Raw genomic sequence first — 24,323 nt, forward strand, 5'->3', positions numbered from 1 at the left:
GCGCCCGGGCCGCTCGCCGCGCCGAGCCGCATGCCGGCGACGATCGCGCCACCGCGCCGCGCCCGCATCCGGCTTCGCGAGTGGACCGTGGGGCTCGTGATCCTGAGTGCGGTCGTGGTCGCGGCGGTCTGGATGTCGTCGATGCGCAGCCAGCCGAGCCGCGAAGCGATCGCGCTCAACAACCAGGGCCACGATTCGTTGAACTCGGGGCGGCTGCAGGTGGCGCGCCGGCACTTCCAGTCGGCGCTCGCGCGATCACCCCGATTCGCGGAAGCGAAGCTCAATCTGGCCACGGTGCTGCATCGCGAGGGCGACGACGATGCCGCCGCGGGCCTCTACGGAGAAGTGCTCCGCGAGCAGCCGAAGCGCCGTGAGCTGATCGCTGCCGCACACTACGGGCTCGGCGAGATCGACCTGCAGGCCGACGCGTGGCCGAGTGCGGTCGCGCACCTGAGTGCGGCCACCCTCGGCGATTCGGCGCGCGTCGAGTACCCGAACAATCTCGCCTTCGCGCTCATCCGGGCCGGGCGGACCGACGAAGCGCTGGCGACCCTGCGCACCGCCCAGCAGCGTTTTCCGGGCGAGCCGTCGCTGCTCAAGAACGCGGCGCTGGCGTGGTTCGAGCGCGCGCGTCCGGACAGCGCGCTGAGCGCGGCGAACGCCGCCGTGCGACTGCGCCCCGACTTCGTCGCAGCGTGGGTTCTCAAGACCCGCAGCGAGGCGGCGCTCGGTGACCTGGCGGCCGCGCGAGCGAGTCTCGCGACCGTGGAACGCCTGGGCGCCGACGAATCGTCGGTGCGCGAGGCGCAGGATGCCGTGCGGGAAGCCGCCACGCCGCGTTAGACTCTCACGACGTTCGACCCCAATCGTCGAGGAGGCTTTCGTGGCGCAGGACGTTTACGACGTCAAGGCCGACATCCGGGCCCGCGCGCATCTCAAGTCGCGTGAAGAGTACGACCAGTGGTACGCGCGCTCGATCGAACACCCCGCGGAGTTCTGGGCCGAGCAGGCCGGCACGCTCGACTGGTTCCATCCGTGGCACCAGGTTCTGGACGCCGACTTTGCGGCGGTCGACTTCGGCTGGTACCTGGGCGGTCGGTTGAACGCGTGTCACAACTGCGTCGATCGTCACGCCGCAGTCGACGGTGAGCGCACCGCGATCCTGTGGGCCGGCGACGAACCCGGCGTGTACCGGCGCATCACCTACCGCGAACTCAAGCACGAGGTCTGCCGGCTCGCCAACGTGCTGCTCGCCCATGGAATCGGCAAGGGCGACCGGGTGTGCATCTACATGCCGATGATTCCCGAGACGGCCTACGCGATGCTGGCGTGCGCGCGCATCGGTGCCGTGCACTCGGTGGTGTTCGGAGGTTTCAGCGCCGAATCGCTGCGCGATCGAATCCTCGACGCCGGCTGCAAGTTGCTGATCACTGCGAACGAGGGCCTGCGCGGCGGCCGGAAGATCCCCTTGAAGGCGATCGCGGACAAGGCGATCGAAGGCGTCGGGCTGGTCGAGACCGTGCTGGTGGCGCGCCGCACCGAACTCGACTCGCCGATGATGTTGGGCCGCGACAAGTGGCTCGACGAAGAGATGAAGAAGCAGCGTTCGACCTGTACGGTCGAGTGGATGGGTTCCGAAGACCCGTTGTTCATCCTCTACACCTCGGGCAGCACCGGGAAACCGAAGGGCGTCCTTCACACGACCGGAGGCTATCTCGTCTATGCGGCGCTCACGCACCGCCTGGTGTTCGACTATCGCCCGGGCGACATCTACTGCTGCGCCGCCGATGTCGGATGGGTGACGGGGCACAGCTACATCGTCTACGGCCCGCTGGCGAACGGGGCGACCACCGTGATGTTCGAGTCGACGCCGACCTACCCCGATGCCGGACGGTACTGGCAGCTGGTGGACGATCTCGGAATCAACATCTTCTACACCGCGCCGACCGCGCTGCGCGCGATCGCTCAGGCGGGCGACGCGTTCGTGAAGCGCTCGAGCCGCAAGTCGCTGCGGGTGCTCGGTTCGGTCGGCGAGCCGATCAATCCCGAGATCTGGCGCTGGTACCACGACGTGGTGGGCGAGGGCCGCTGCGCGGTCGTCGACACCTGGTGGCAGACCGAGACCGGCGGCATTCTCATCACGCCGCTTCCGGGCGTGACGCCGACCAAGCCCGGCTCCGCCACGCTTCCATTCTTCGGCGTGAAGCCGCTGGTGCTCGATCCCGAGAGCGGTCGCGTGCTCGAAGGCAACGGCGTGTCGGGTGCTCTGTGTCTGGCGACTCCGTGGCCGGGGCAGGCGCGCACGCTGTGGGGCGACCATCAGCGCTTCGCGGACACCTACTTCAGTCAGTACAAGGGCTACTACTTCACCGGCGATGGCTGCCGCCGTGACGAAGACGGCTACTACTGGATCACCGGCCGCATCGACGACGTGCTGAACGTGGCCGGGCATCGTCTCGGAACCGCCGAAGTCGAGAGCGCGCTGGTCGCGCATGCCGCGGTCGCCGAGGCCGCGGTGGTCGGCTACCCGCACGACATCAAGGGCCAGGGCATTTACGCCTACGTACTGCTGACCGCCGAGTACGCAGCGCGCGGCGCCGCCGAACTGGAGGGAGCGCTCAAGGAACAGGTGCGCCACGCGATCGGTGGATTCGCGCAGCCCGACGTGGTGCACATCACGACCGGACTGCCGAAGACGCGCAGCGGAAAGATCATGCGCCGCATCCTGCGCAAGATCGCCGGCGGCGAGTACACCGGGCTCGGCGACGTGACGACGCTCGCGGATCCCGAAGTGGTCGAGCGACTGGTCACCGAGCATCAGGAGAGGAGCGCCCGGACGTGAGCACCGTCGAGTCGAATCGAACTTACACCTTCGGCCATGCGATGCGCGAGCTGTGGCCGCTCGAGCCCGACGCGTTGTACCTGAACCACGGCACCGTCGGCGTGACGCCGAAGCGCGTGCTCGCGGTGCAGCAGGCGATCCGCGACGAGATCGAGCGCCACCCTGCGCGGTTCCTGCTGCGCGAGCTGGCGGATCTGCGCATGGGGCCGATGCGAGCACCGGCGCGCATGCGAGTGGCGGCCGCGCAGGTGGCGGAGTTCGTGGGGGTGCCGGGCGATGAGCTGATGTTCGTCGACAACGCCACGACCGGCGTGAACGCGGTGCTGCGTTCGTTCGACTTCGACGCCGGCGACGAGATCGTGGTGACCGATCATGGCTACGGTGCGGTCAATCTGACCGCCGCCTACGTCGCGAGCCGCACCGGCGCCGTGGTCCGCACCGCGACGCTTCCGGAGCCGCGCTGGGAAGCGGACGACATCGCCGACACGATCTCCGGGGCTTTCAACGAACACACTCGACTGGTGGTGGTCGATCACGTCTCGGCCGAGAGTGCTGCGATCTTCCCGATCCGGGCGATCGCCTCGCGCGCGCATGCGGTCGGCGCGGCGGTGCTGGTGGACGGCGCCCACGCCCCGGGAATGATTCCGCTCGACCTCGATGCGTTCGGTGTGGACTGGTACGTCGGCAACCTCCACAAGTGGGCGATGTCGCCGCGCAGCAGCGCGATCCTGTGGGCGGCACCCGAGCGGCGCGCCTCGCTGCACCCGACCACGATCTCGTGGGGCCTCGGCAAGGGCCTGGACGCCGAGTTCGACCTGGTCGGCACCCGCGATCCCTCGCCGTGGCTGGCCTCGCCGGCCGGCATCGAGTTCATCCGGGATCTCGGCTTCGAGGCCATGTGCCGGTACAACCATGCGCTGGTGTGGAGCGCGACCCGGATGATGTGCGACCGCTGGAACGTGCCGTTGCCGGGTGACGAGTCGCTGTTCGGCAACATGGTCACGATCCCGCTGCCCGAGCGGTTCGGCACCACGCCTCAGGCCGGGGCGCGGCTCAAGGACGCGCTGCTCTACGAGGAGCGCATTGAAAGCCGCCCGTTCGGGTGGCGCGGCCGCGTGTACCTGCGCCTGGCTGCGCAGGTTTATAACGAATTGGCGGACTTCGAGCGGCTCGCCGTGGCGCTCGAAAAGCACCTCTAACCGCCCTCATTCCCCCCGCCGCCCCGCCGACACTTCACATTGGGGCCGCCTGCGCGCGCCCTCCCACTGCGCGTCTTCGAATTCGGGGGTGATGCATGAAGCGGATCCTGTTCGTCGACGACGAGCCAGAAGTCCTGGCCGGACTCCGCAACGCGCTCTACGACCGGCGCCGTCAGTGGGACATGCTGTTCCTGACCACGGGCCAGGACGCGCTCGCCGCACTCGAGCTGGAGCCGTTCGATCTCGTGGTCTCGGACATTCGGATGAACGACATGGACGGCATCACGCTCCTCAACGAGGTGCGCCGCCGCCATGCCACGACTGCGCGACTGGTGCTGTCCGGGGTGACGGATCGTGAGTCGGTCTTGCGGGCGCTTCCGGTCGCTCAGCAATTCCTGAGCAAGCCTTGCGACTCGGCCACACTTCACGCCGCGCTCGACCGGGTGTTCTCGCTCCAGGAACTGATCGGAGATCCGGCCGTGCACTCACTGGTCGGGGGCCTCGAGAGTCTGCCCTCGCTGCCCTCGACCTATGGCGAGTTGATGCGCGCGGTGGAAGAGCCGAACACCTCGCTCGACGACCTTGCGATGATCGTCGAGAGCGACGCGGGACTGGCGGGGCGCGTGCTGCAGCTGGCGAACTCGTCGTTCTTCACCGCCTCACGGCGCACGCTTTCGGTTCGCACCGCAGTGTCCTATCTCGGCGTCGAAATCCTGCGCGCGATCACGCTCGTCACCCATGTCTTCAAGGACCTCGAGCACATCCGCCCCACGCTCCACTCGCTGGCGAGACTGAAGGATCATTCGCTTCAGGTCGCCCGGCTCGCACGCCGCATGGCGACCGAGCCCAAGCGCGCCGAGCTGGCGTTCACCGCCGGGCTGCTCCACGACGTCGGAATGGTGATCCTCGCCCAGCGCTCGCTCGCACGCTTCTCGCGCATCGATCGCATCGCCGCCGAGACCGGCCGCGCATTCCACGAGGCGGAGCGCGAACTCGGTCCGCCGTCGCACGCCGAGGTCGGCGCGTTCCTGCTGGGTACCTGGGGATTGCCGTTCGACCTGGTCGAGGTGGTCGCCTTCCATCACACTCCCGGACGCGTTCATGAAGGAGGTTCGCTCGACGTGTTGGCGGCGGTGCATGTGGCGGACAGCTTCGTGCACGCCACCGACAGCGGTGCAAGCGATCCGAACGCAACGCTGGACTCCGAGTTCCTCGAGCGCTCCGGCCATCGAGCGAAGCTCGATGCCTGGTGGAACATCGCGATCGAAGAGGCTGCGTCCGAGCCCAACGCCCGCGGAGCCTGAGCGGCGGCCCGAGGCACACCGCGCCTCGACTCGGAGCGCGCGACATGGTCCACTGACAGGGTTCCTGAAGCATTGGACCCCGCACGGAAGGACCGCATGTCGAGCTGCCTGTTCTGCCGTATCGTCGCGGGCGAGATTCCCGCGACCCGTGTGGCGGAGAGCGCGAACGTGCTCGCGTTTCGCGATCTCCAGCCCGAGGCACCCACCCACGTGCTGCTGATCCCGCGCGAGCACGTCGCATCCTCCGCGGCCGAGCTGACCGAATCCCACGCGGCGATGCTCGGCGAGCTGTTCGAACTCGCGGCGCGAATCGCGCGCGACGAGCAACTCGAGCGCGGCTGGCGGCTGGTCACGAACGTCGGCGCCGAAGGCGGTCAGAGCGTGCATCATCTGCACGTTCATCTGCTGGGTGGCCGGCCGATGCAGTGGCCGCCAGGCTGAACGCCATGATCATCGATCCCGAGCAGCTCTCGACTCGCGCGCTGTACAAGTTCCTCACCAGTGCGGTGGTGCCGCGCCCGATTGCGCTGGTTTCGAGCATCGACGCGAACGGCGTCCGCAACGCCGCGCCGTTTTCATACTTCAACATCGTCACCAACGAGCCGCCGCTGCTCAGCGTGTCGATCGGTCCACGTCGCGGCGACGCGAAGGACACCCTGACGAACATCCAGACGGTCGGCGAGTTCGTGATCAATCTGGTCGACGAGTCGATGTTCCAGGGCATGGTGCGGACGTCGGGCGACTGGCCACCCGAAGTCGACGAGATCGAGCTGGCCGGCTTTCACGCGATTGCCTCCGACCTGGTGAAGGCTCCGCGCATCGCGGAGTCCCCCGTCCAGATGGAGTGCCGGCTCGAACGCGTGATCGAACTGGGTGCCTCGTCGCTGGTGATCGGGCGCTTGCTGCGCGCACACGTGCGCGACGAGATCATTCACGAGGGCGCGGTCGACGCGCACCGGTTGCAGCCGGTCGGCCGCCTCGGCGGCGAGCAATACTCGCTGTTGCGCGAAGTCGCGCGGGCCGCACGACCGGTGGTGGGAGCCGACGGCACCGAGGCGCGCGAGAAGTGAACGGCGAGACCCGCTGCATCCCGGTGCGTTCGGAAGACGTGTGGACCTTCACCGAGCGCAACCTGCCGCTGTGGGACATCCTCGAGCTGTTTCCGAGCGATGCCATCGGACCGCGTGGTCCCAAAGACGATCCGCGGCCCTACGAAGTGCGGCCGATCACGATCGAGACCGATCTCGACTGGAGCTTCGAGACCGACATCCAGTACGGCTCGTGGGTGTTCCGACCGCGGTCCCCGAAGCAGCCCGGCATGATGCGCTGGTGTCGAGAACGTGGATTGGCGGCCGGCGACACGATCGTGTTCGAGAAGCTCGACGCGCGGCGCTTCCGGTTGAGGCTCGAGAAGAGCGACGAGGCGCAGCGGGCGATCGATTCGGTTTGACGCGTGACGTAAGCTGCGAACATGGGTCATCGCGTCCCCGACATTGAGGAGCGGCTGCGCAAGGTGCTCGGTGCGAGTCTGCTCACCCACGAGCCGCTCAAGCGCCACACCACGTTTCGGATCGGCGGCCCCGCCGACTTCTTCGTGGCGGCGCGCACCTCCGACCAGCTGGTCGACGCATTGCGTGTGGCCCACGAGACCGCCACGCCGGTGTTTCTGCTCGGTGGTGGCAGCAACCTGCTGGTCTCGGACGACGGCTTTCGCGGCCTGGTGGTGCGCAACGCGATCGACTCGGTCGAATTCGACGGCACGGCAGCACTCGTCGGTGGGGGCAAGGACTTCCTCGAGCTGATCCTGATGTGTCGCGATCGCTCGTTCGCGGGGCTCGAGTTCGCGGCCGGCATTCCGGGCTCGATCGGCGGTGCGCTGTATGGCAACGCCGGTTGTTACGGCAAGGACATCGGGAGCTACACGCTCGAGTGCACGATCGCGACGCTCGATGGCGCACGGGTCGAGACGCGGCCGGCGCCGTGGTTCGAGTTCGCCTATCGCGATTCACGCCTCAAGCGCGAACCGCACGTGCTGCTGACCGCACTGCTGCGATTCGCAACCGGCGACCGCGATGCGATCCAGAAGGAGATCGACGAGAAACTCGAGATCCGTCGCGTGAAGCACCCGCAGTGGCGCATCGAGCCGACCGCCGGCTCTTACTTCAAGAACCTGCCGCCCGATTGGCAGGTACCGGGGGCGAGGCATTCGCCCGGAACCCGGCGTGTTCCCGCCGGTCAGCTGCTCGATGAGTGCGACTGCCGGGGCCTGAGAGTCGGCGATGCGATGGTGTTCCCGAAGCACGCGAACATCATCGTGAATGCCGGGCACGCGACCGCCGCCGAAGTGCTCGAACTGGCCGAGCTCATGAAGGCGCGAGTGCGCGAGAAGTTCGGCGTCACGCTCGAGGAAGAAGTCATGTTCCTGGGTGGCGCTTGAACACTCGGAACAGCACGTAGAGCGCGGGGAACAGCACGACCGCTCCGATCGCGAGCGTTCGCATCAGCAGCTCGATCACGTGGCGTGGGGCCGCGGCATTCGCGAGGCTCAGGTCGGGCGGGACCAGCAGCGGCGCCTGAGCGAGCGCCCAGCCGATCAATACCAGCGTGACCTGCAGCACCGCGAGCACCCGGGCCGCCCGGTAGCGTTCGAGCACGAGCGCTGCGATCGTCGCGACCGCGGCCACGCCGGTCGCGAGGTGAAAGCCGAGTGCCCAACCGCTCGCCGCCAGTCCCAGGTGGAGTGCAGGTGCGCCGGTTCGAGCCAGCGCCAGCGCGAGCCATGCGAAGGCACCGCTCGCGATCGCGGCGCCGAGCGCGCGGGCGCGAAACGCGCGCTGCAGTTCGCGCTCACGGGTCTCGAGCGTCAGATAGGTGGCGGCGAGCAGGGCGAACAAGGCGAGGGTGAGACCGCCGATCGCGAACGGGAACGGCGCCAGCCACGCCGAGACGAAGTCGGTGTTCACGTGGCCGGTCGCCGGATCCACCCGGATGCGACCCGAAGCGATGGCGCCCACGCACACGCCGAACATTACCGGTGTGACGACGCTCGCGATCGCGAACACGCGGCTCCAGCGCTGGTGGACGTTTTCCGTGTCGCGGTCGTACTTCCGGAACGTGAACGCGGAGCCGCGCAGCACGATGCCGATCAGCGCAAGCATCAGCGGCAGGTGCAGCGCGGTCGCGATCGCGGCGAATGCCATTGGATAGCCGGTGAACAGCAGCACCACGACCAGGATCAGCCACACGTGGTTTGCTTCCCAGATCGGGCCGATCGCGTGGGCGATCAGCTCGCGCTGCCGCCTGGCACTCGGCCCGTTGGCGAGCAGATCCCACACGCCGCCGCCGAAGTCCGCGCCGCCGGCGAGGGCATAGAGCACCAGCGCGGCGAGGATCACCAGCGCGAGCTGAGTCTCAGGCGCCGGCATCGTCGCCTCGCGCCTTGTCCCCTGCACCGTCACTTGAACCATCGGGTACGCCACCCGCAAGCATGCGCGGGCTCGCGAACACCTGGTGCCTGAGCAGCGCAACGACCACGCAGGCGAGCACCAGGTACACGAGCATCATGGCGATCAGCGGTGCGACGAGACCCGGCATCGGGGACACCGCATCGCGGGTCCGCATCACGCCGTAGACGATCCACGGCTGGCGCCCGACTTCGGTCACCACCCAGCCGGCCTCGATCGCGATCAATCCGAGCGGCGCCACCAGTACGAGCAGGCGCAGGAACCAGCGTGCCTCGGGGACCGCGCGTTTGCGCCACACCAGCCACGCACCGATCAACGCGGTCAGCGCCAGCAGGCTGCCGCAGCCCACCATGATCTGAAACGCGAAGTGCGTGATCAGGACCGGCGGCCATTCGTCGCGCGGGAAAGCCTTGAGCCCTTTGACCTCCGCCTCGAAGTCACCGAACGCCATGAAGCTCAAGACGCCGGGCAGCTCGATCGCTCCCCGGGTCGTGGCCGTCGCTTCATCCGGAACACCGCCCAGGCGCAAGGGGGCTCGGCGTTCCGTCTCGAACTGGCCTTCGAGTGCCGCGAGCTTGATCGGCTGGTATTTCGCGACCCACTTGGCGCTGAGGTCGCCGCTCAGAGGCTGGAGTACCGCCGTCACCGCGAACACCGCGAACGTGATCGCAAGCGCTCGCCGGTGGAACGGATCGCCGGGGCGCTTCAGCAGCATGAGCGCGTGGATGCCGGCGGCCGCGGCGGAGATCGCGAGGTAGGCCGCAATCGTCATGTGGAGTGCCTGTTGGAACGCGGCGGGATTGAGCAGTGCCGCGATCGGGTCGATGTCGACGGGCTTGCCGTCGACCATCCGGAAGCCGGTCGGGCTGTTCATCCAGCCGTTGGCGGCCACCACGAAGATTCCCGACAGGCAGCCGCTGACTGCGACCACCACACCCGAGCACCAGTGCGCCCACCCGGGCATGCGACTCCAGCCATACAGGTAGAGCCCGAGGAAGATCGCCTCGAGGAAAAACGCGAAGCCCTCGAGCGAGAACGGCATGCCGATGATGGGGCCGGCCCACTGCATGAAGCGCGGCCACAGCAGTCCCAGCTCGAACGACAGCACGGTGCCCGACACCGCTCCGACCGCGAACAGGATCGCGGTGCCCTTGAGCCACCGGCGCGTGAGCTCGAGGTCGATGGGGTCGCGGGTGCGCAGCCAGCGCGCCTCGCTGATCACCATGAGTAACGGCATCGCGATGCCGGCCGCAGCGAACAGGATGTGAAAGCCCAGCGACAGGGCCATTCCCAGCCGGGCAGCGAGCAGGTCGGTCAGATTCGGACTCCGAAGTGGCGATGCGCGCGGCCGAGCCGTAGATCGCTCGACCGCGTGCGGCTAACCGCCGATCGAGCTCATGCCGCGTTCCGGCTGCTGGAAGAACGGGCTGTTGATGAGATGGCCGGGTTCCTTGCGAAGCACCGCGGCATGCAGCAGCCCGACGATCGCTTCGTCGCTGGCGCCGCCCCGCATCGCCTTGAGGAAGTCGTATTCCTTGAGCGAGAACAGGCAGGTGCGGATCTGGCCGTCGGCGGTCAGCCGAATGCGGTCGCACGCACCGCAGAACGGACGCGTCACCGAGGCGATCACGCCCACGCGTCCGCCGCCATCACGATAGCGATAGAGCGTGGCCGGAGCGCTCGGATCGGTCTTCGGCTCCGCGTCGAGCGGGAACGCTTCGGACAGCTTCTCGAGGATCTCGGCGGCCGGGACCAACTTCGCACGGTCCCACGAATGCTGGAAGTCGAGCGGCATCCACTCGATGAAGCGCAGCTCGTAGCCGTTGTCGCGTGCCCAGCCGGCGAGCGGCACCGCCTCGTCTTCATTGAAGCCGCGCATCAGCACTGCGTTGACTTTGATCGGCGAGAAGCCGACGCGCTTCGCTGCCTCGAGTCCCGCGAAAACATCCGCGATGCGGTCGCGGCGCGCGATCTGGTGGAAGCGCTGGCGATCGAGCGTGTCGAGGCTCACGTTGACGCGCGTGAGGCCCGCGTCTCGGAGCGACTCCGCCATGGCGTCGAGTTTGAGGCCGTTGGTGGTGAGCGACAGATCGAGCCCCGGCTGCAGCTCGCCAAGCATCCGCACCAGCACGTGGAGATCCGCGCGCACGGTGGGTTCGCCTCCGGTCAGCCGAACGCCCGTGACGCCGAGCGAGAGAGCCACGCGTGTGAAGCGCGTGATCTCTTCATAGGTGAGGAGCTGCTCCCTGGGGAGCCACGCCATGCCTTCGGCCGGCATGCAGTAGACGCAGCGCAGGTTGCAGCGGTCGGTCACCGAGATCCGCAGATCGCGGACGGTGCGGCCGTGGGTGTCGTTCAATGTGGCGGGAGTCGGCATCGCGAGAAGCCTACCATCTGAACGTGAGGCATTCACTGCGCATCCGTGATCTACTGCATCCATGACCTTCCCTGAACTCGGCCTGCCGCCCGAACTGGTCGCCGCCCTCGCCAGGCAGCACATCACCGAACCGACGCCCATTCAGGTTGCGGCGCTGCCGGTCCTGATGGCGGGCAAGGATGCCTACCTGAACGCCGAAACCGGGACCGGGAAGACGCTGGCCTATCTGCTGCCGATCTTCTGCCATCTCGACGCTGCGGCGCAGGCGACGCAGGTCGTGATCGTCGCCCCGACCCACGAACTCGCGATCCAGATTCAGCGTCAGTGCACCGACCTCGCGCAGAACGCCGGGTGGCCGATTCGTGCGCTGCTGCTGATCGGCGGCACTTCGCTGGATCGCCAGATCGACAAGCTCAAGAAGAAGCCGCACCTGGTGGTCGGCTCACCGGGCCGCATCCTCGAATTGATGAACATGCGCAAGCTGAAGCTGGACGGGGTCCGGAGCGTGGTGATCGACGAGGCGGATCGTCTGCTGCTGCACGAGAGCCTGCCCGCCATTCGCGGGATCATCCAGGCCGCGCCGCGCGGGCGTCAGCTCATCTTCGCTTCGGCCACCGAGCAGCAGGAGAGCGCGGAGGCCATCGCGACCCTTGCGCCGGAGCTGGTCATGCTGCAGGCCGGTGCCGCATCGGTGAACGAGAACATCGAGCACCTGTATATCGTCTGCGAGGCTCGCGACAAGCCCGACGTGCTGAGAAAGCTGCTGCACGCCCTCAATCCCGAACGCGCGATGGTGTTCGTGCACCGCAGTGAAATGGCGGAGAACGTCACGGCGAAACTCGACCATCACAAGATTCCGGTCGCGGACCTGCATGCCTCCAGTGACAAGCGCGACCGCAAGCAGGCGATGGACGACTTCCGCAGCGCCGAGGTTCGCGTTCTGGTCGCTTCCGATGTGGCGGCCCGCGGGCTCGACATCAAGGGGGTCTCTCACATCTTCAATCTCGATGTGCCGACGCTGAGCAAAGCCTATCTGCACCGCGTGGGTCGCACCGCCCGAGCGGGTGCGAAGGGACAGGCGGTGACGCTGATGACCGACGACGAGGTCCGGCTGGTCCGCCGCTATGAAAGCGAGCTCGGCATCGTCATGCACCACGTGCGGCTGCGTGAAGGCCAGGTGATCGACGCCGACGCCGACGGGGCTCGCGTGCCCGAACCGGAGCGTGCGCGGCCGGCTCGGATCGATCAGCCGGTGCGCCCGGCGACGAAGCGTTTGTAGATCTCCTCAACCTTCTGCCGCGCCCGCGGCGCCTTGCGGAGGTACTTGAGCGCCGAGTTCAGGCTCGGATCGACGAGGAAGCAGTTGATCGGGACGTCGCGTGCCAGGCCTTCCCAGCCGAAACGGTCGACCATCTGCCGCAGCATCATCTCGAGCGTGACGCCGTGGAGCGGGTTCTTGGGCTGACGTTCGATCATTGCCGCGGATTCTCGCTGAAACTCGAACGACAGAGCAACGTGCGGCAAGTCAGCGAACTGCGCGCACGCTCGTCCATCGCCTCAGCGCCGCTTGCGGTCCCGCCTGGCGAGGCTCGCACGCGCCAGCAACGCCAGGCGCAGCTCGGTGCGGCTGAGCATCATGCGATCGGTCGCGAGCTGCGGCTCCGCTTCCCACCGCGTCGCGAGCTGCGCCGTGGTCACGGCATCCTGCCACACGCGTTCGTGGAGCCCGAACGGCTTGCCGAGGCGATCGAACTCGCCGCGCGAAGAAGTCGGCACGCCGTGTTGCGCTTCGAGGCTCGCTGCGACCGAGTCGAACATCGCGGGGGAAGCCGGGAACCGGTAGACGGTCGAGGCCTGCCACAGCACCATCTGACTGTCGAGCGGCGAGCGCACGAACTTGTAGCGCTCGAACTCGACCTCGGGCACCGAACCTCGCACCGCGACCACGTTGCTGACGTCGGAGATCAGCCGTGAACCGTTTGCCACGAGCACCTGCCCGAACTCCGCCCGCGTCATGCCGAGGCGCACCTCGGAGCCGTGGACCGGTGCGGTGAGCACGGCGAGGCACAGGCAGACGGGCGGGAGGATTCGTTCGAGGTGCATGACGTCGGTGTTATCGGCCTGCTCGGCGAGGCGCTGAACGGCGTTGACCGCTAGCCCCGTCGCTTCTGCCAGGCGTGCAGCACCAGCGCCACGGTGATGACCGCATACGCCACGAACACTCGGAAATACTCGCCGATCTGTGCGTCGCCGAGCAGCGCCTTGCCGGCGAGCGGCGACACCACGAACAGGGTGTGGAACAGGATCGTGCCGATCAGCGCCTGACCCACGCTTGCGCGCGTTACGGTCGCGCCAGACACCAGAAGTGCGGCGATCGAGAACATGCCGACCTGCTCGTGCGAGCTGTAGGTGTTGAGCGTTCCCAGATTCTGCAGGAAGAACAGCTGCCCCCATGCAGCGAAAATGGTCGAGAGCACGGTGGCGATCACGCGGTTGCGCTCGACCGCGATGCCTGCGATGCCCGCGACGTGCGCGTCCTGGCCCATGGCGCGAAGTTGCTGGCCCAGTTTCGTGCGCAGGAAGAACAGGTTGAAGAGGCAGAACACCCCGATGAACAGGAACGATGCGACCGGCACGCGGATGGGGGATCCGCCGAGATGCATCTGCACCTTGATCAGGTCGTCGACCGCGTACTGGATCCCGATCAGGTCCACCGTGTTGCGAAGTCCGAATCCCTGCGGCAGCACCATGCCGGGGTCGCTGAACGGGATCAGCGCTCCGATCGCGAACAGGAATACGAGCTGATAGAAACCGTTCGCGAAGAACCCCGCGATCAGGCCGGTCACCATCTCGCGGCCCTTGGCGCGATTGAACAGCCAGCCGGTTCCGATGCCGAACACGATCGCGATCGGAGTCGCGACCGCGCACGCCAGTGCGAAGCCGCCGATGCCGCCGATCTTCCAGTGCGTGACGAGGATCGCGCCGATCTGCCCGGCCATGGCGCCGACCACGATCCCGAAGTTGAGACCCAGTCCGGCGAGGATCGGAATGAGCAGCGACAGCACGAGCAGTGAATTGCGGCTGAAGCGCACCAGCATCTCTCTCGCGAGGTACTCGGGCGTGATGTGCGCGGCCAGGATGCCGAACAGGCACAGCACCGCGAACAGCAGGGGCACCGCGGAGCGCGCCAACACCGCCATCGGGCCGCGCGGCGGTGGTGGAGTGCGGTTGGGAGGCGCCGGAGGTTTCGAAGCGTCGGCCACTAGCGGTCTCCCCGGCGGGTCAATGCGTACAGGATCATGCCGTTCTGGATGATCAGTCGCGCGGTTTCCGAGATGTCGCCCTGCACTACCTGACTCGTGACCGGCAGCGCGACGGTGAGGATGGTCTGGAACAGCAGTGTGCCGACGATCACGTGCGTGAGCGAGGCGCGCTGCACCGAGGCCCCGCCGATCAGGATGCAGGCGACCGCCGGGAACGCCATCAGCAGCGGTGCGGTGTAGAGCTGCAGGAAGCCGTACGACTGAGCGAACACCACGATGCCGAGTGCCGCGATCACGGTCGAGAGCACCGCGGCCTGCACGCGCGTGCGCGTGTCGGAAATTCCGGCGGCGAGTGCGAAGCGCGGATTCGAGCGTGCGGCCATGATCGAGATGCCGGCGCGCGAGCGGAAGAACAGGGCCACCAGCGCACAGGCGAGCGCCAGCATGACAAACGTGCCGGTCGGCACGCGCACGCCCCAGAGCTCGAACGCCCACAGGCGGTCGAGGATCTTGTCGTAGACGCCGCTCAAGGTGAGCGTGGTGCGCAGGCCGCGACCGCCGATCGACCAGATCAGCGTGGGGTTCGTGAACGGCGCCGTGATCCAGAAGATGCTCATCGCCGACACCACCGCGAAGCCCAGGTAGGTGCCGACCATCATCTCCTGCCCGCGCGTGCGGTTGAGCAGCCAGCCGTAGGCGAGCCCGGCGGGAATCGCGAACGCGACTCCGAGTGCTGCCGAGATGCCGAGTGCCGCCCATCCGGTGAGGCCCGAGTTGAGCGCGATCACGCACGAGACGAGCCCGCAGATGATTCCGATCGGGAGCCCGAAGTTGAGCCCGATGCCGCCCTGGATGGCGGGGAGCAGCGCCAGCACCAGAAGTCCGTTGCGGCCGACGCGCAGCAGCGAGTCGGTGATCAGAGACGCGATGTCCATCCGGGTCACGACCGCGACTCCGAACAGGATCACGAGGAACGCGCCGATCATGAGGCGCGGAAAGCCGATCTCGCGCAGGTGTTCGCGCAGCACGTCACGCATGCGCATGCCCCACTTCGCCGGCCATCGCGAGCCCGAACGCCTGATCGCTCGCATCGCTCGGAAGCGTCGCCACGATGCGACCGTGGTAGACGATCGCGATGCGGTCGCACAGCGCTCGCAGCTCGGCGAGCTCCGACGACGTCACGATCAGCGAGATGCCCTGGGTGGTATTGAGGTCGCGCAGGATGCCGAGCACCAGCTCCTTGGCGCCGATGTCGATGCCGCGCGTCGGTTCCGACACCAGCAGCGTGTCGGGTTCGAGCGTCATGGCGCGGGCCAGACACACCTTTTGCTGATTGCCGCCCGACAGGCGCCGCACGTGCTGGCGCGGGCCGGTGCAGCGGATGTCGAGCAGCTTGATCATCTCGAGCGCGTGCCGTCTCAGGTGCGCGCCATCGAGCAGCTGCAGTGCCGGCACCGGGCCCTTGTGCAGGAAGCGCCCCTGCGCCTCGATCGCGGTCAGCGCGATGTTCAGCTCGATGCTCTCGTCGGGCAGGATCCCGACACCGCGGCGATCCTCGCTCACGAACGCGAGCCGCTGGTGGATGGCGCCGCGCGAATCGTTGAGCGCGAGTGAGCGGCCCTGCTTTCGCACCGTGCCGCGCGCCGGATAGAGCCCCATCAATCCGTTCGCGATCCCGATCTTGCCGTGGCCGGCGAGGCCGGCGAGCCCCAGGATCTCTCCCTTGCGAAGCGTGAACGAGACGTCCTCGACGCGTTCGCCCGGCATGTCGACGGCGAGGTGTTCGACTTCGAGGATCGGCTCGGCCCGCGATTCCTCGCCGAGATCGCTGCGCGCCCGCACCGCCGCCGGACGACCCACCATCAGTTCGGCGATGCGTCCGACGGTGGTGGTCTTCGGATCCAGCGTGCCCACCAGTTCGCCGTCGCGCAACACCGTGATGTCGTCGGCGATCGACAGCACCTCGTCGAGCCGGTGCGTGATGAACAGCAGCCCGAGGCCCTTGGCCGCGAGCGACTTCATCACCGCCAGCAGGCGCTCGGCATCGCTCTCGGTCAGCACCGCGGTCGGTTCGTCGAAGATCAGCAGGCGGATCTTCTCCTTGTCCACCTCGCGCGCGATCTCGATGAACTGAAGGTGGCCGACCGGCATCCCGGCCACCACCGCCCACTCCTCGACATTCAGGCCCACGCGGTCGAGAGCCGCCCGCGCGTCACGCCCGATGCGGGTGCGATCGAGCGTTTCCAGGTTGCGCCCCAGCAGTCGCGAGACGGGATTGGCGCGCGTCGGCTCGCGGTTGAGCTTGATGTTCTCCGCGACCGAGAAGCCCGGGATCAGCATGAACTCCTGATGCACCATGCCGATGCCGGCCGCCATCGCGTCTTCGGGCTGCGAAAAACTCACCTCGCGGCCGTCGAGCAACACCTGGCCCTGATAGCCGCCGGTCTCTCGAATCACCGGCATGCCGAACAGCACGTTCATCAGCGTGCTCTTGCCGGCACCGTTCTCTCCGACGAGCGCGTGGATGGTGCCGGGACGCACCACCAGCGAAACGCCCTTCAGCACGCGGTTGCCGTAGTACTCCTTGGCGATACCGCGCAGCTCGAGAACCGGTGTGCTCATGAAGGCGGGAGGCCTGGTCGACAGCAGGAGGGAGTCGAGGCTCGCATGAGCCCCGGAGAATGCCCGCCCCGGCGCCGCGCACGCAAGCGCGCCGCGACTCGGGTATCCTGCGCGCGGCCGGCCGAATGGAATCGAGGTCCGACACCCACGTGCTCTCGTCTCGAAGTGCCCCGCAAGTGGCCCGCGATCGTGTTCCTGCATGGGTCCGGCGAGTGCGGCGACGATGGCTAAAGCCGACCCGCGTAGGGCTCGGGCCCGCCCTCCAGGCGCATCCCGAGCGCTGGCCGTTCGTGGTGGTGTTTCCGCAGAAACCCATCGAGCAGGAAGAGTGGGAGGAGAGCGAGTCGCTGGTCTTCGCCGTGCTCGCACGCGCGCGGCACAAGTTTCGGCTTGACGAGCATCACGTGGCGCTCGGAGGCATGTCGCAGGGCGGGCACGGCGCGTGGATGCTGGGCGCCCGACACCCGACCCGCTGGAGCTGCCTGTTTCCGATCTGCGGCTACGGTCGCCCTCGGGCTCGATCCCGACAGCGCGCGCATGACGCTCTACCCCGAGGCGAATCACAACTCGTGGGATCCGGCATGCGCCGAGCCCGAACTACCGGGCTGGATCCTGAGCCACCTACAACCTCGCCCGGCTCCGCGTCAGTGAACCACGACCATGCGGCGCGTGACGACCGACCCCGCCGCCGACAGCCGGAGGAAATAGCATCCGCTGCCGAGCTGCGCGGTGGCGAACTGAAGCGCATGAGTGCCGGCCGCGACTTGCTGCCCGCGCAGCACCGACACCACGCGCCGTCCCTGCGAGTCGAACACGTCGAGATCCACCACCGACGGCGCCGCCAGCGCGAGCCGTACGATCCCCGAGCGGTCGGCGGGGTTGTTCATCGCGAGCTCGACCGCCGCCTGCGGACCAATGGGTTCCGGGTCTGGTTTGGGTTTTCGAGTGAGCGGCTGCGCCGGGCTCAGCCGCACCAGACCCGATTGCGGTGCGACGCCGACATGCCAAAACCCTCCACCCACGAACACCTCGTGTTCGCTCGCCATGATCGACCACACGTTCGAGTTCACCCCCGGATCCCAGGGCAGCAAGGTCCCGGTCGCCATGTCGATCGCCGCCAGGTTGAACCTTCGCTCGCCGTTGACGACGTCGAAGTCGCCGCCCAGGTACAGCACACCGTTGCTCGCGCTCATCGCGCGCACGTAGATGCCCGTGAAGTTGTCCCGATCGAGGACGACCGCGCCTAGCCCCGAGTCGGCCAGGGCTCCGGTGAACTTGTCCACCACAGCGAATCCGCGGTGTGGCTGCCCCGCCACGCGAAGGAAGATCCCGCCAATTATCAGCCGATCTCCGTCCAACACCATCTCGAGCACGGTGCCGGAACTCCCCGGATACCAATCCAGCAGCGCGCCGGTCGTGGCGTCGACCGCGGCGAGCCCGACCCGGGGCACTCCGCCGATGTGACCGAATCCACCGCCGAGATAGACACGGTCGCCATCCACGAGCATCGCATCGGCGGTGTAGTCGCCGTTGGGGTCCCAGGGCGTCACCGCCCCCGTCACCGGGTCCAGTTCCGCGAAGCAGTTGCGCGGCTGGCCGCTGATCCGATGAAAGACACCACTCACCAGCAGGTTGTCCCCGTGCCGCGTCATCGACCAGATCCCGCCATTGGGATTGGGCGCCCAGTCGAGCACTTCGCCGGTGCGCGCATCGATCGCCGCCAGATTCGCGCGCGGCTTTCCACCCACTACACCGAATCCCCCGGCGACGAAGATCCGATCTCCGATCCGCTCCATGGCTTTCACGCTGCCGTCGGTGTTCAGCGACCAGTCGAGCGCGCGGCCGCTGCGCAAATCGAGTGCCGCGAGCCCCAAGTGCTTGACCCACTCCCGCACGCTCGTGAAGTCACCACCCAGATACACCGAGTGCCCGTCCGCCGCGATCGCCTGCACCCGGCCATTGGTTCGCGGTTGCCAGGTCGCGATCCGCTCCGCGGTCGAAGCGCTCACCGCCGCCGAGTAGTGCCCCTCGAAGTCCGGGCTGGTGTCGTCGCCGATCGTTTGGAACTCACCTCCGAAGTAGACGGAGTTGCCCTGCACGGCCAGGGCGTGGACATAGGGCATCCAGGGATGGGTGCCGTTGTAGCTGTCGAGGCGAGGGTTCCATGGGAGCGCCTCGCCGCTCTCGAGGTCGACCGCGGCGAGGCTCTCGCGTGCCTGTCCGCCGATCCGATCGAACGCGCCGGCGACGTACAACCTCCCGCACGCGACCGCGAGTGCTCGCACCCGTGGGCCGCCGTCGTAGATGTACTCGGGCTGCCGATCGACGTGCGCATCGAACGCGGTGGCGCGTCCCGTGTCGAGATCGATCGCAGCGAGGTACTTGCGTGTGTCAGGTCCGGCGTTCCAGAATTGGCCCCCCGCATAGAGCGTGCGATCGTGGATCGCGAGGGCGTGAACTCGAGAGTCGACGGCCGGATTCCATTCCGTTGCCCGCCCCGTTCTCGCACTGATCTCAGCGAGGTAGTAGCGGACCGCTCCGCCGATCTGCTCGAAATCTCCCCCCACGTACACACTGCTGTCGCGCGCCGCGAGCGCATGCACCGCCCATTTGATGGCCTGCGGAGCCCACTCCATGAGCTGGCCAGACTCAAGGTCGAAGGCCGCCAACCGACTCCGGTCGGCTCCCGCGATCACCCCGAACCGGCCGCCGACGTAGAGCCGACCCTGGGCCATGAGCAGGGCCAGCACCTCCCCGTCGGGACCAGGATTCCAATCGTCCACCGACCCGTCCGCACGGACGTGCGCGAGATTGCGGCGGGGTAGACCACCGACTCCCGCAAACTCCCCGCCCACGTACCAACCTCCGCAGCCGTCGGAGATCACCACGTGCACGATGCCGGCGACCTTCGCGTACGGTTCACGCGGCCGGCCGTCGATCGGGTCCACCGGCACCCCGGCCCCGCTCGCAGGGCCCAGGTTCCACGGCACACCGCCCACCATCAACGTGTCGCCGTAGTGCACCATCGACTCGATCAACCCACCTTGGTCGCAGGTCCACAGGTTCGTATCCGCGACCTGGGCGTGCACGGAAGGCGCGCCGCAAGTGAGGAGCCCCGCCAGCAGCGCCGCCGCCACACGGCGTGCCGCGTGGCGTTGAGCCCGTCGTCTGCAGAGGCTCGCGATCATCGGAGCAACGGAATGCGCACGACGCGCGCGCCGAACGGTGTCGAGAGTCGGGCGAAGTAGACCCCGCTGCGCACCGCGTTGCGATTCGCGTCGGCCCCGTCCCAGGCGTGAAGCGTCATCCCGGACTCCATGGTTCCGTTCGCGAGATCCGCGACCCTGCGACCCAGCGCGTCGAACACGCTCAGGGTGGCCGGCATCGAGGAAGGCAGCTCGACGCGGAGACTCACCCGTTGCCGCGCCGGAACCATGCCCGCGACCGTGAGCCGCGTCCGCTCATGAGTCGCGCGGTGCGAGTCGGCAATACCGGCAACACTCGGATACCCGAGGAGGAACTCCGGCCCGCTCCAGAACATCCGCGTGATCGGGATCCCAACCCCGTCGTATGCGGCCATGAAGTCCACCTTGCCGGCGCGCAGGTACTCGGTCGCTACCCAGCCCCACATCGTCTGATCGGGCTGCAGGTCGGGGTGAAGGTAGGGGTAGAGCCGCGTCGGCGGCCATGACCACCGGTAGGGATTCTCGGTGGTTCCTTCGCCGAGCGTCGTGTCGTCGAGCGCCACCGTATTCAACAGCCGGGTCGAGAAGATGATCGACCGATCGGGAGCGGCCGGCCCATCGGTGTACGTGAGACGCCACCGGGCCTGGGCCCACTGACTCGGTGTGGCGTGATCGGCATCCGGGAAGATGTGCGGCGATTCGGCGATCTGGACGCCACCGCTATGAAGGTGGTCGGTGGCGCGGTAGTAGCCGCGGTCAAAGAACGGTCCCGGCGAGCCAGGATTGGTCCTCGCCACGCCGACCACCGAGCGCCTCGACGGATCATGGCGGTTGTTCCCCACCATCCACATGAACAGCTGACCGCTCCCGGCCGGGTCTTGCATTACGAACGGATCGCGGAATTGTCGAGGCGTCGGAGCGTCCACGGCCCAATCCGCATCGTCCGTCGTGAACACCTGGGTTCGTTGCGGCGACCAGACCGTGTTCGTCGTGTCGATGATCGAAGTCGTCACGTACCCGATCGACTGATTCTCGGCTGCGTCGAGACCGGTGTAGTACATGTAGATCGTTCCGTTCAGCTCGACGATGCTGGGTGCCCACACCCGATGAGAATCCCAGCCCGTGCCGCCGCTGGGCGAGAACGCGATCGACTGGGTCTTCCACGAGCCGGGGCTCAGGTCTGGCGACCAGGCATGGCTCAGGTGGATATCGGTTTGGCTCGGCGGCACGTTGGTTTCGTGCCGGATGTAAATCAGGTGGTAGAGACTTCGCCACACGTTCGGCTGCGCCGTCGGCACCGTGTTGTAGATGAACGCGAAGTCCTTCGGGTACACGTTCGGATCCGGGTCGATGTAGTAGGCCCACTCGGCGCCGAGCGGGGCCGAGTTCAGCACCACGTCGCCTGCCAGCGGCGACGACGAAAACGTCCCCGAAGAACTCGCGATCTGAAGCGACGAGGCCGGTAGCGCGCTTGGCAGCGTGGCTTCCGCTTCCAGGTTGGTCTCGCTCTGGCTCGTGATCGCCAGAAAGATCGGCGGCGAGGCGTCGGTCGGATGGGCCACCACTTGCGACGTGGCGGTGAGCCCGTAGCCCGACGCTCGCACGCGCAGCAGCGGCGAACCGTGCGAATGCGCAACGTGCAGCACGACCGCCGGAAGCGGGAGGCTCGTCCCCCCGTTGAACCGAATCTCCGCCGACTGCATCACGGCTTCGGAATCCGGATCGGCCGGATCGAGCGCCACCACTTTCAGTCTGCCGCTCCCCGCACCCACCAGATCGAGCACCAGTCTCGCGGACCGGGGCGGTGATGCTCCCGTGCAGAAGTGCGCCGTCAGGAGATTCTCGGCCACGTCGGTCAGTGCGCCCGGCGGGGTGAGTTCCGCGACCTCGGCGACCAGCGAATCGCACGGAGTTCCCGAAGGAAGCGTCGCCACGAAGTGGAGCGAGCAATCCTCCGCGGCCCACAGCAACCGCCAACCCGACGGCAGCGATGGAGCCGCCACGTCGGCCTCAACCAGCGCGGTGCATCGGACCGCGCCGGTGAAACTCAGGTCCGTCGCGCCATTGCTCCAGTGAAGTTGGATCGCCATCGCGGGGGGGGGGGTACAAAGGCGATGCAGGCGAGCACGATCGACCATGCCAGTCGCTTCATGGTGCGGTCCCTCTTGGGCTCCTGCGGCATGACGAAGCGCAACCGACCGGGGCTCCGGTGGGCAGATCCTCGAAAACTCGATCACGGACCATCACGTTGAACCCGTCAGGCGACGAATTCAATGCCAAACCTGCGCCCCGTGCCACCGCTCCCAGGTCCACGGCCGTACCGAAGCGCCTCGCTCGCGGCATGACCGAGCGGATTCCGGAACGACAGGACCACCGTCAGGGCGGATCGGGACTTCCGAGTCGCGCGATGTGCTGGGGCAGCGCAGGATGCGGCGCCGCTGCTCGGGAATGCTCGCTGGCCGGGAATGCGAAGGAGCCCGGGCGGTGGCGCCCCGGCTCCTTACGGTGTGAGACCGAGTCGCCGAAGAGGCGACTCCGCGTTCCGCCTAGTAGACCTGGTGGTCGAGCAGGATCAGGTACTGGCTGCCCTTCTGCATGTCGTACTTGCTGATCTTGACCGGGGCGCCGGCTTCCGTCTCCAGGTACTTCTGCACCGTGCTCATGTCCTTGTAGTCGGCCTTGCCGTCGACCGCGTCGACCAGCAGGTTCGTGACGGCACGGATTGCGACCATGCTCTCGGGGGCGACCCAGGTGCCGAAGTGGCCGCTCATCTTGTGCTCGGCGATGATCCGCTTGTTCTCGGAGTTGATGAACGCGATGTCGCCGGCCTTCTCGGCCGGAACCGCGATTCCGAGCGCCGTCGGGTAGCCGTGCGTCGGACTCGGGCAGCACTGCTCGGGCACGTAGCCGCCGCTCTGCAGCACCGAACGAATGAGCGGGTCCTGCATGCCGCAATTGGTCGAGAAGAACGCGGTCTTCTCGCCGAGCTTCTTGATCTCTCGCGGCTGATCTTCGAGCACGAACTGCTGAGTCGCCGGCAGGCCGCCCTCGGCCATCGGGTCCGGCGCGGTCACGAAGTGGAACTCGATGCCCTGCTTCGCCGACTCTTCCTTCATGATGTCGCGGCGCCGCGCCAGCAGCTCCTGCGACATGTGGCGCGGAAACGAGTAGTGCACGAAGTGCTTGGCGCCCATCGCCACTGCTTCCGCGATGATGGTGCGACCGCGCGCCATCTGGTCGGGCTGAACGGAGACGTTGGCGGCTTCGTTCACCAGCGCCGGATCCTCATGCGCCTCCACGAAGCCGATCAGGATGTCGGGGCGCTGCTCGCGAATCTTGCGAGCGGCCGCGATCGAGCCCGGGATCGCCTGGCCCACTACGATCACCTTGACCTCGGGGTCGGCCGCAAGCCCGCTCAACTGCGCGATGACCGTCTCCTGCTCGACCATGAAGTTGTCGGGGTAGGTGACGTGCTTGAGACGCGCCCCATACTTGATCGCCAGCTGCTGGCCAGCCTGGAATTCTTCCTCGTTCTGAGAAACGGTGCCGGTCATGAGGCCGATCTTGAAGCCGGTCGCGTTCGCCGCCGTCTGCGAGTCCGTGGGCGCTTTCGCCTGCTGCTGATTCGAACACCCCGCGAGTGCGAGGAGTGCAACGGCGAAAACCATGGTGAGTTTGCGGGGCATGCGTTCACTCCTTGAGCGCTCCGCACCACGCGGAGCCGCATCGGCATCGACGCATCGGCGCGGAGTGGGTGACCGCGCGCCTCGTTGGGTCGAAGGACGGCAGTCTAGCACAGCGTTTTCGGGCGTCGGGAGTGCGGCGCAGGGATTGACGAGTCCCTATACTGCGCGGCGTGCGCGGTCCGAACTCACTCAACCCGAGTCGCCTGGCGGTGGCCGTCCTGGCGGCGCTGACGCTGATCTCGGGCGCCTGTGCGCCTCCTCGCCACGCCGAGCCACCGCGACCCGAGACCGCGGCGCCGCCGCTCCCGGCCGGCCTGCTGGACGCCGCCAGTGGCTGGGCTTCGCGCGCCGGGGCGCGTCCCTCTGTGGCCGGTGGACGCG

The 24,323-nt window shown here is 67.4% G+C and carries 20 protein-coding genes; 9 read left to right on the forward strand and 11 right to left on the reverse strand.

The annotated features are described in order from the left end of the window. Nucleotides 1-30: 30 nt before the first annotated feature. The 8 genes from HOP12_14375 to murB all read left to right on the forward strand — a co-directional run bounded on the left by HOP12_14375 (nucleotide 31) and on the right by murB (nucleotide 7,782). Entirely contained in the window at nucleotides 31-843 is an 813-nt protein-coding gene (locus HOP12_14375) for a tetratricopeptide repeat protein (protein ID NOT35326.1), read from the forward strand. Then, a complete protein-coding gene (gene acs, locus HOP12_14380) occupies nucleotides 812-2,842 on the forward strand; it encodes an acetate--CoA ligase (GenBank protein NOT35327.1) in 2,031 nt (676 codons plus the stop codon). Before HOP12_14375 ends, acs begins: the two co-directional genes overlap by 32 nt. A gap of 41 nt (nucleotides 2,843-2,883) precedes the next feature. Next, complete coding sequence (locus tag HOP12_14385; GenBank protein NOT35328.1) at nucleotides 2,884-4,041, forward strand: aminotransferase class V-fold PLP-dependent enzyme; 1,158 nt, start codon at nucleotides 2,884-2,886, stop codon at nucleotides 4,039-4,041. Between the two features lie 95 nt (nucleotides 4,042-4,136). Then, nucleotides 4,137-5,345, forward strand: a complete 1,209-nt coding sequence (locus HOP12_14390; protein NOT35329.1) for an HDOD domain-containing protein — start codon at nucleotides 4,137-4,139, stop codon at nucleotides 5,343-5,345. A gap of 96 nt (nucleotides 5,346-5,441) precedes the next feature. After that, on the forward strand, nucleotides 5,442-5,786 hold the full coding sequence (locus HOP12_14395) for a histidine triad nucleotide-binding protein (GenBank protein ID NOT35330.1): 345 nt from the start codon (nucleotides 5,442-5,444) through the stop codon (nucleotides 5,784-5,786). A 5-nt stretch (nucleotides 5,787-5,791) separates the two neighbouring features. After that, nucleotides 5,792-6,415: a flavin reductase family protein gene (locus HOP12_14400; protein NOT35331.1), complete on the forward strand. Its 624-nt coding sequence runs from the start codon at nucleotides 5,792-5,794 to the stop codon at nucleotides 6,413-6,415. Continuing rightward, entirely contained in the window at nucleotides 6,412-6,795 is a 384-nt protein-coding gene (locus HOP12_14405) for a hypothetical protein (GenBank protein NOT35332.1), read from the forward strand. Before HOP12_14400 ends, HOP12_14405 begins: the two co-directional genes overlap by 4 nt. Nucleotides 6,796-6,816: 21 nt before the next feature. Next, nucleotides 6,817-7,782 (forward strand): UDP-N-acetylmuramate dehydrogenase, encoded by a 966-nt coding sequence (gene murB / locus HOP12_14410; GenBank protein NOT35333.1) that lies wholly within the window; start codon nucleotides 6,817-6,819, stop codon nucleotides 7,780-7,782. Here the strand turns inward: murB and HOP12_14415 are convergent. From HOP12_14415 to moaA, 3 genes are read right to left on the reverse strand one after another with little or no spacing between them, the layout of a single operon-like run. Beyond that, nucleotides 7,760-8,770, reverse strand: a complete 1,011-nt coding sequence (locus HOP12_14415) for a cytochrome d ubiquinol oxidase subunit II (protein ID NOT35334.1) — start codon at nucleotides 8,768-8,770, stop codon at nucleotides 7,760-7,762. The genes murB and HOP12_14415 overlap by 23 nt on opposite strands. Continuing rightward, a complete protein-coding gene (locus HOP12_14420) occupies nucleotides 8,757-10,127 on the reverse strand; it encodes a cytochrome ubiquinol oxidase subunit I (protein ID NOT35335.1) in 1,371 nt (456 codons plus the stop codon). Before HOP12_14420 ends, HOP12_14415 begins: the two co-directional genes overlap by 14 nt. A 60-nt stretch (nucleotides 10,128-10,187) precedes the next feature. Next, nucleotides 10,188-11,186, reverse strand: a complete 999-nt coding sequence (moaA, locus tag HOP12_14425) for a GTP 3',8-cyclase MoaA (protein ID NOT35336.1) — start codon at nucleotides 11,184-11,186, stop codon at nucleotides 10,188-10,190. 61 nt (nucleotides 11,187-11,247) lie between these two features. Here moaA and HOP12_14430 point away from each other — a divergent pair, with 61 nt between their 5' ends. After that, entirely contained in the window at nucleotides 11,248-12,465 is a 1,218-nt protein-coding gene (locus HOP12_14430) for a DEAD/DEAH box helicase (protein ID NOT35337.1), read from the forward strand. Here the strand turns inward: HOP12_14430 and HOP12_14435 are convergent. The 8 genes from HOP12_14435 to HOP12_14470 form a co-directional block, all read right to left on the reverse strand. Continuing rightward, complete coding sequence (locus HOP12_14435) at nucleotides 12,432-12,662, reverse strand: DUF2132 domain-containing protein (protein ID NOT35338.1); 231 nt, start codon at nucleotides 12,660-12,662, stop codon at nucleotides 12,432-12,434. The two genes, HOP12_14430 and HOP12_14435, sit on opposite strands and share 34 nt — an antisense overlap. An 81-nt stretch (nucleotides 12,663-12,743) precedes the next feature. Further along, nucleotides 12,744-13,289 (reverse strand): hypothetical protein, encoded by a 546-nt coding sequence (locus HOP12_14440; GenBank protein NOT35339.1) that lies wholly within the window; start codon nucleotides 13,287-13,289, stop codon nucleotides 12,744-12,746. Between the two features lie 50 nt (nucleotides 13,290-13,339). Further along, a complete protein-coding gene (locus HOP12_14445) occupies nucleotides 13,340-14,386 on the reverse strand; it encodes an ABC transporter permease (protein ID NOT35340.1) in 1,047 nt (348 codons plus the stop codon). A 62-nt stretch (nucleotides 14,387-14,448) separates the two neighbouring features. Next, nucleotides 14,449-15,486, reverse strand: a complete 1,038-nt coding sequence (locus HOP12_14450; GenBank protein ID NOT35341.1) for an ABC transporter permease — start codon at nucleotides 15,484-15,486, stop codon at nucleotides 14,449-14,451. Next, nucleotides 15,479-17,071: a sugar ABC transporter ATP-binding protein gene (locus HOP12_14455; GenBank protein NOT35342.1), complete on the reverse strand. Its 1,593-nt coding sequence runs from the start codon at nucleotides 17,069-17,071 to the stop codon at nucleotides 15,479-15,481. Before HOP12_14455 ends, HOP12_14450 begins: the two co-directional genes overlap by 8 nt. 644 nt (nucleotides 17,072-17,715) lie before the next feature. Beyond that, a complete protein-coding gene (locus HOP12_14460; GenBank protein ID NOT35343.1) occupies nucleotides 17,716-20,160 on the reverse strand; it encodes a PQQ-binding-like beta-propeller repeat protein in 2,445 nt (814 codons plus the stop codon). 95 nt (nucleotides 20,161-20,255) lie between these two features. After that, the gene (locus HOP12_14465) at nucleotides 20,256-22,259 is read right to left on the reverse strand and encodes a hypothetical protein (protein NOT35344.1); all 2,004 of its coding nucleotides are present in this window, start codon (nucleotides 22,257-22,259) and stop codon (nucleotides 20,256-20,258) included. A 543-nt stretch (nucleotides 22,260-22,802) separates the two neighbouring features. Further along, nucleotides 22,803-23,942, reverse strand: coding sequence for a DUF3798 domain-containing protein (locus tag HOP12_14470; GenBank protein NOT35345.1), 1,140 nt, complete (start codon nucleotides 23,940-23,942; stop codon nucleotides 22,803-22,805). Between the last annotated feature and the right edge of the window lie 381 nt (nucleotides 23,943-24,323).

The organism is Candidatus Eisenbacteria bacterium (genome assembly GCA_013140805.1).
Classification (GTDB): Bacteria; Eisenbacteria; RBG-16-71-46; order RBG-16-71-46; family RBG-16-71-46; genus JABFRW01.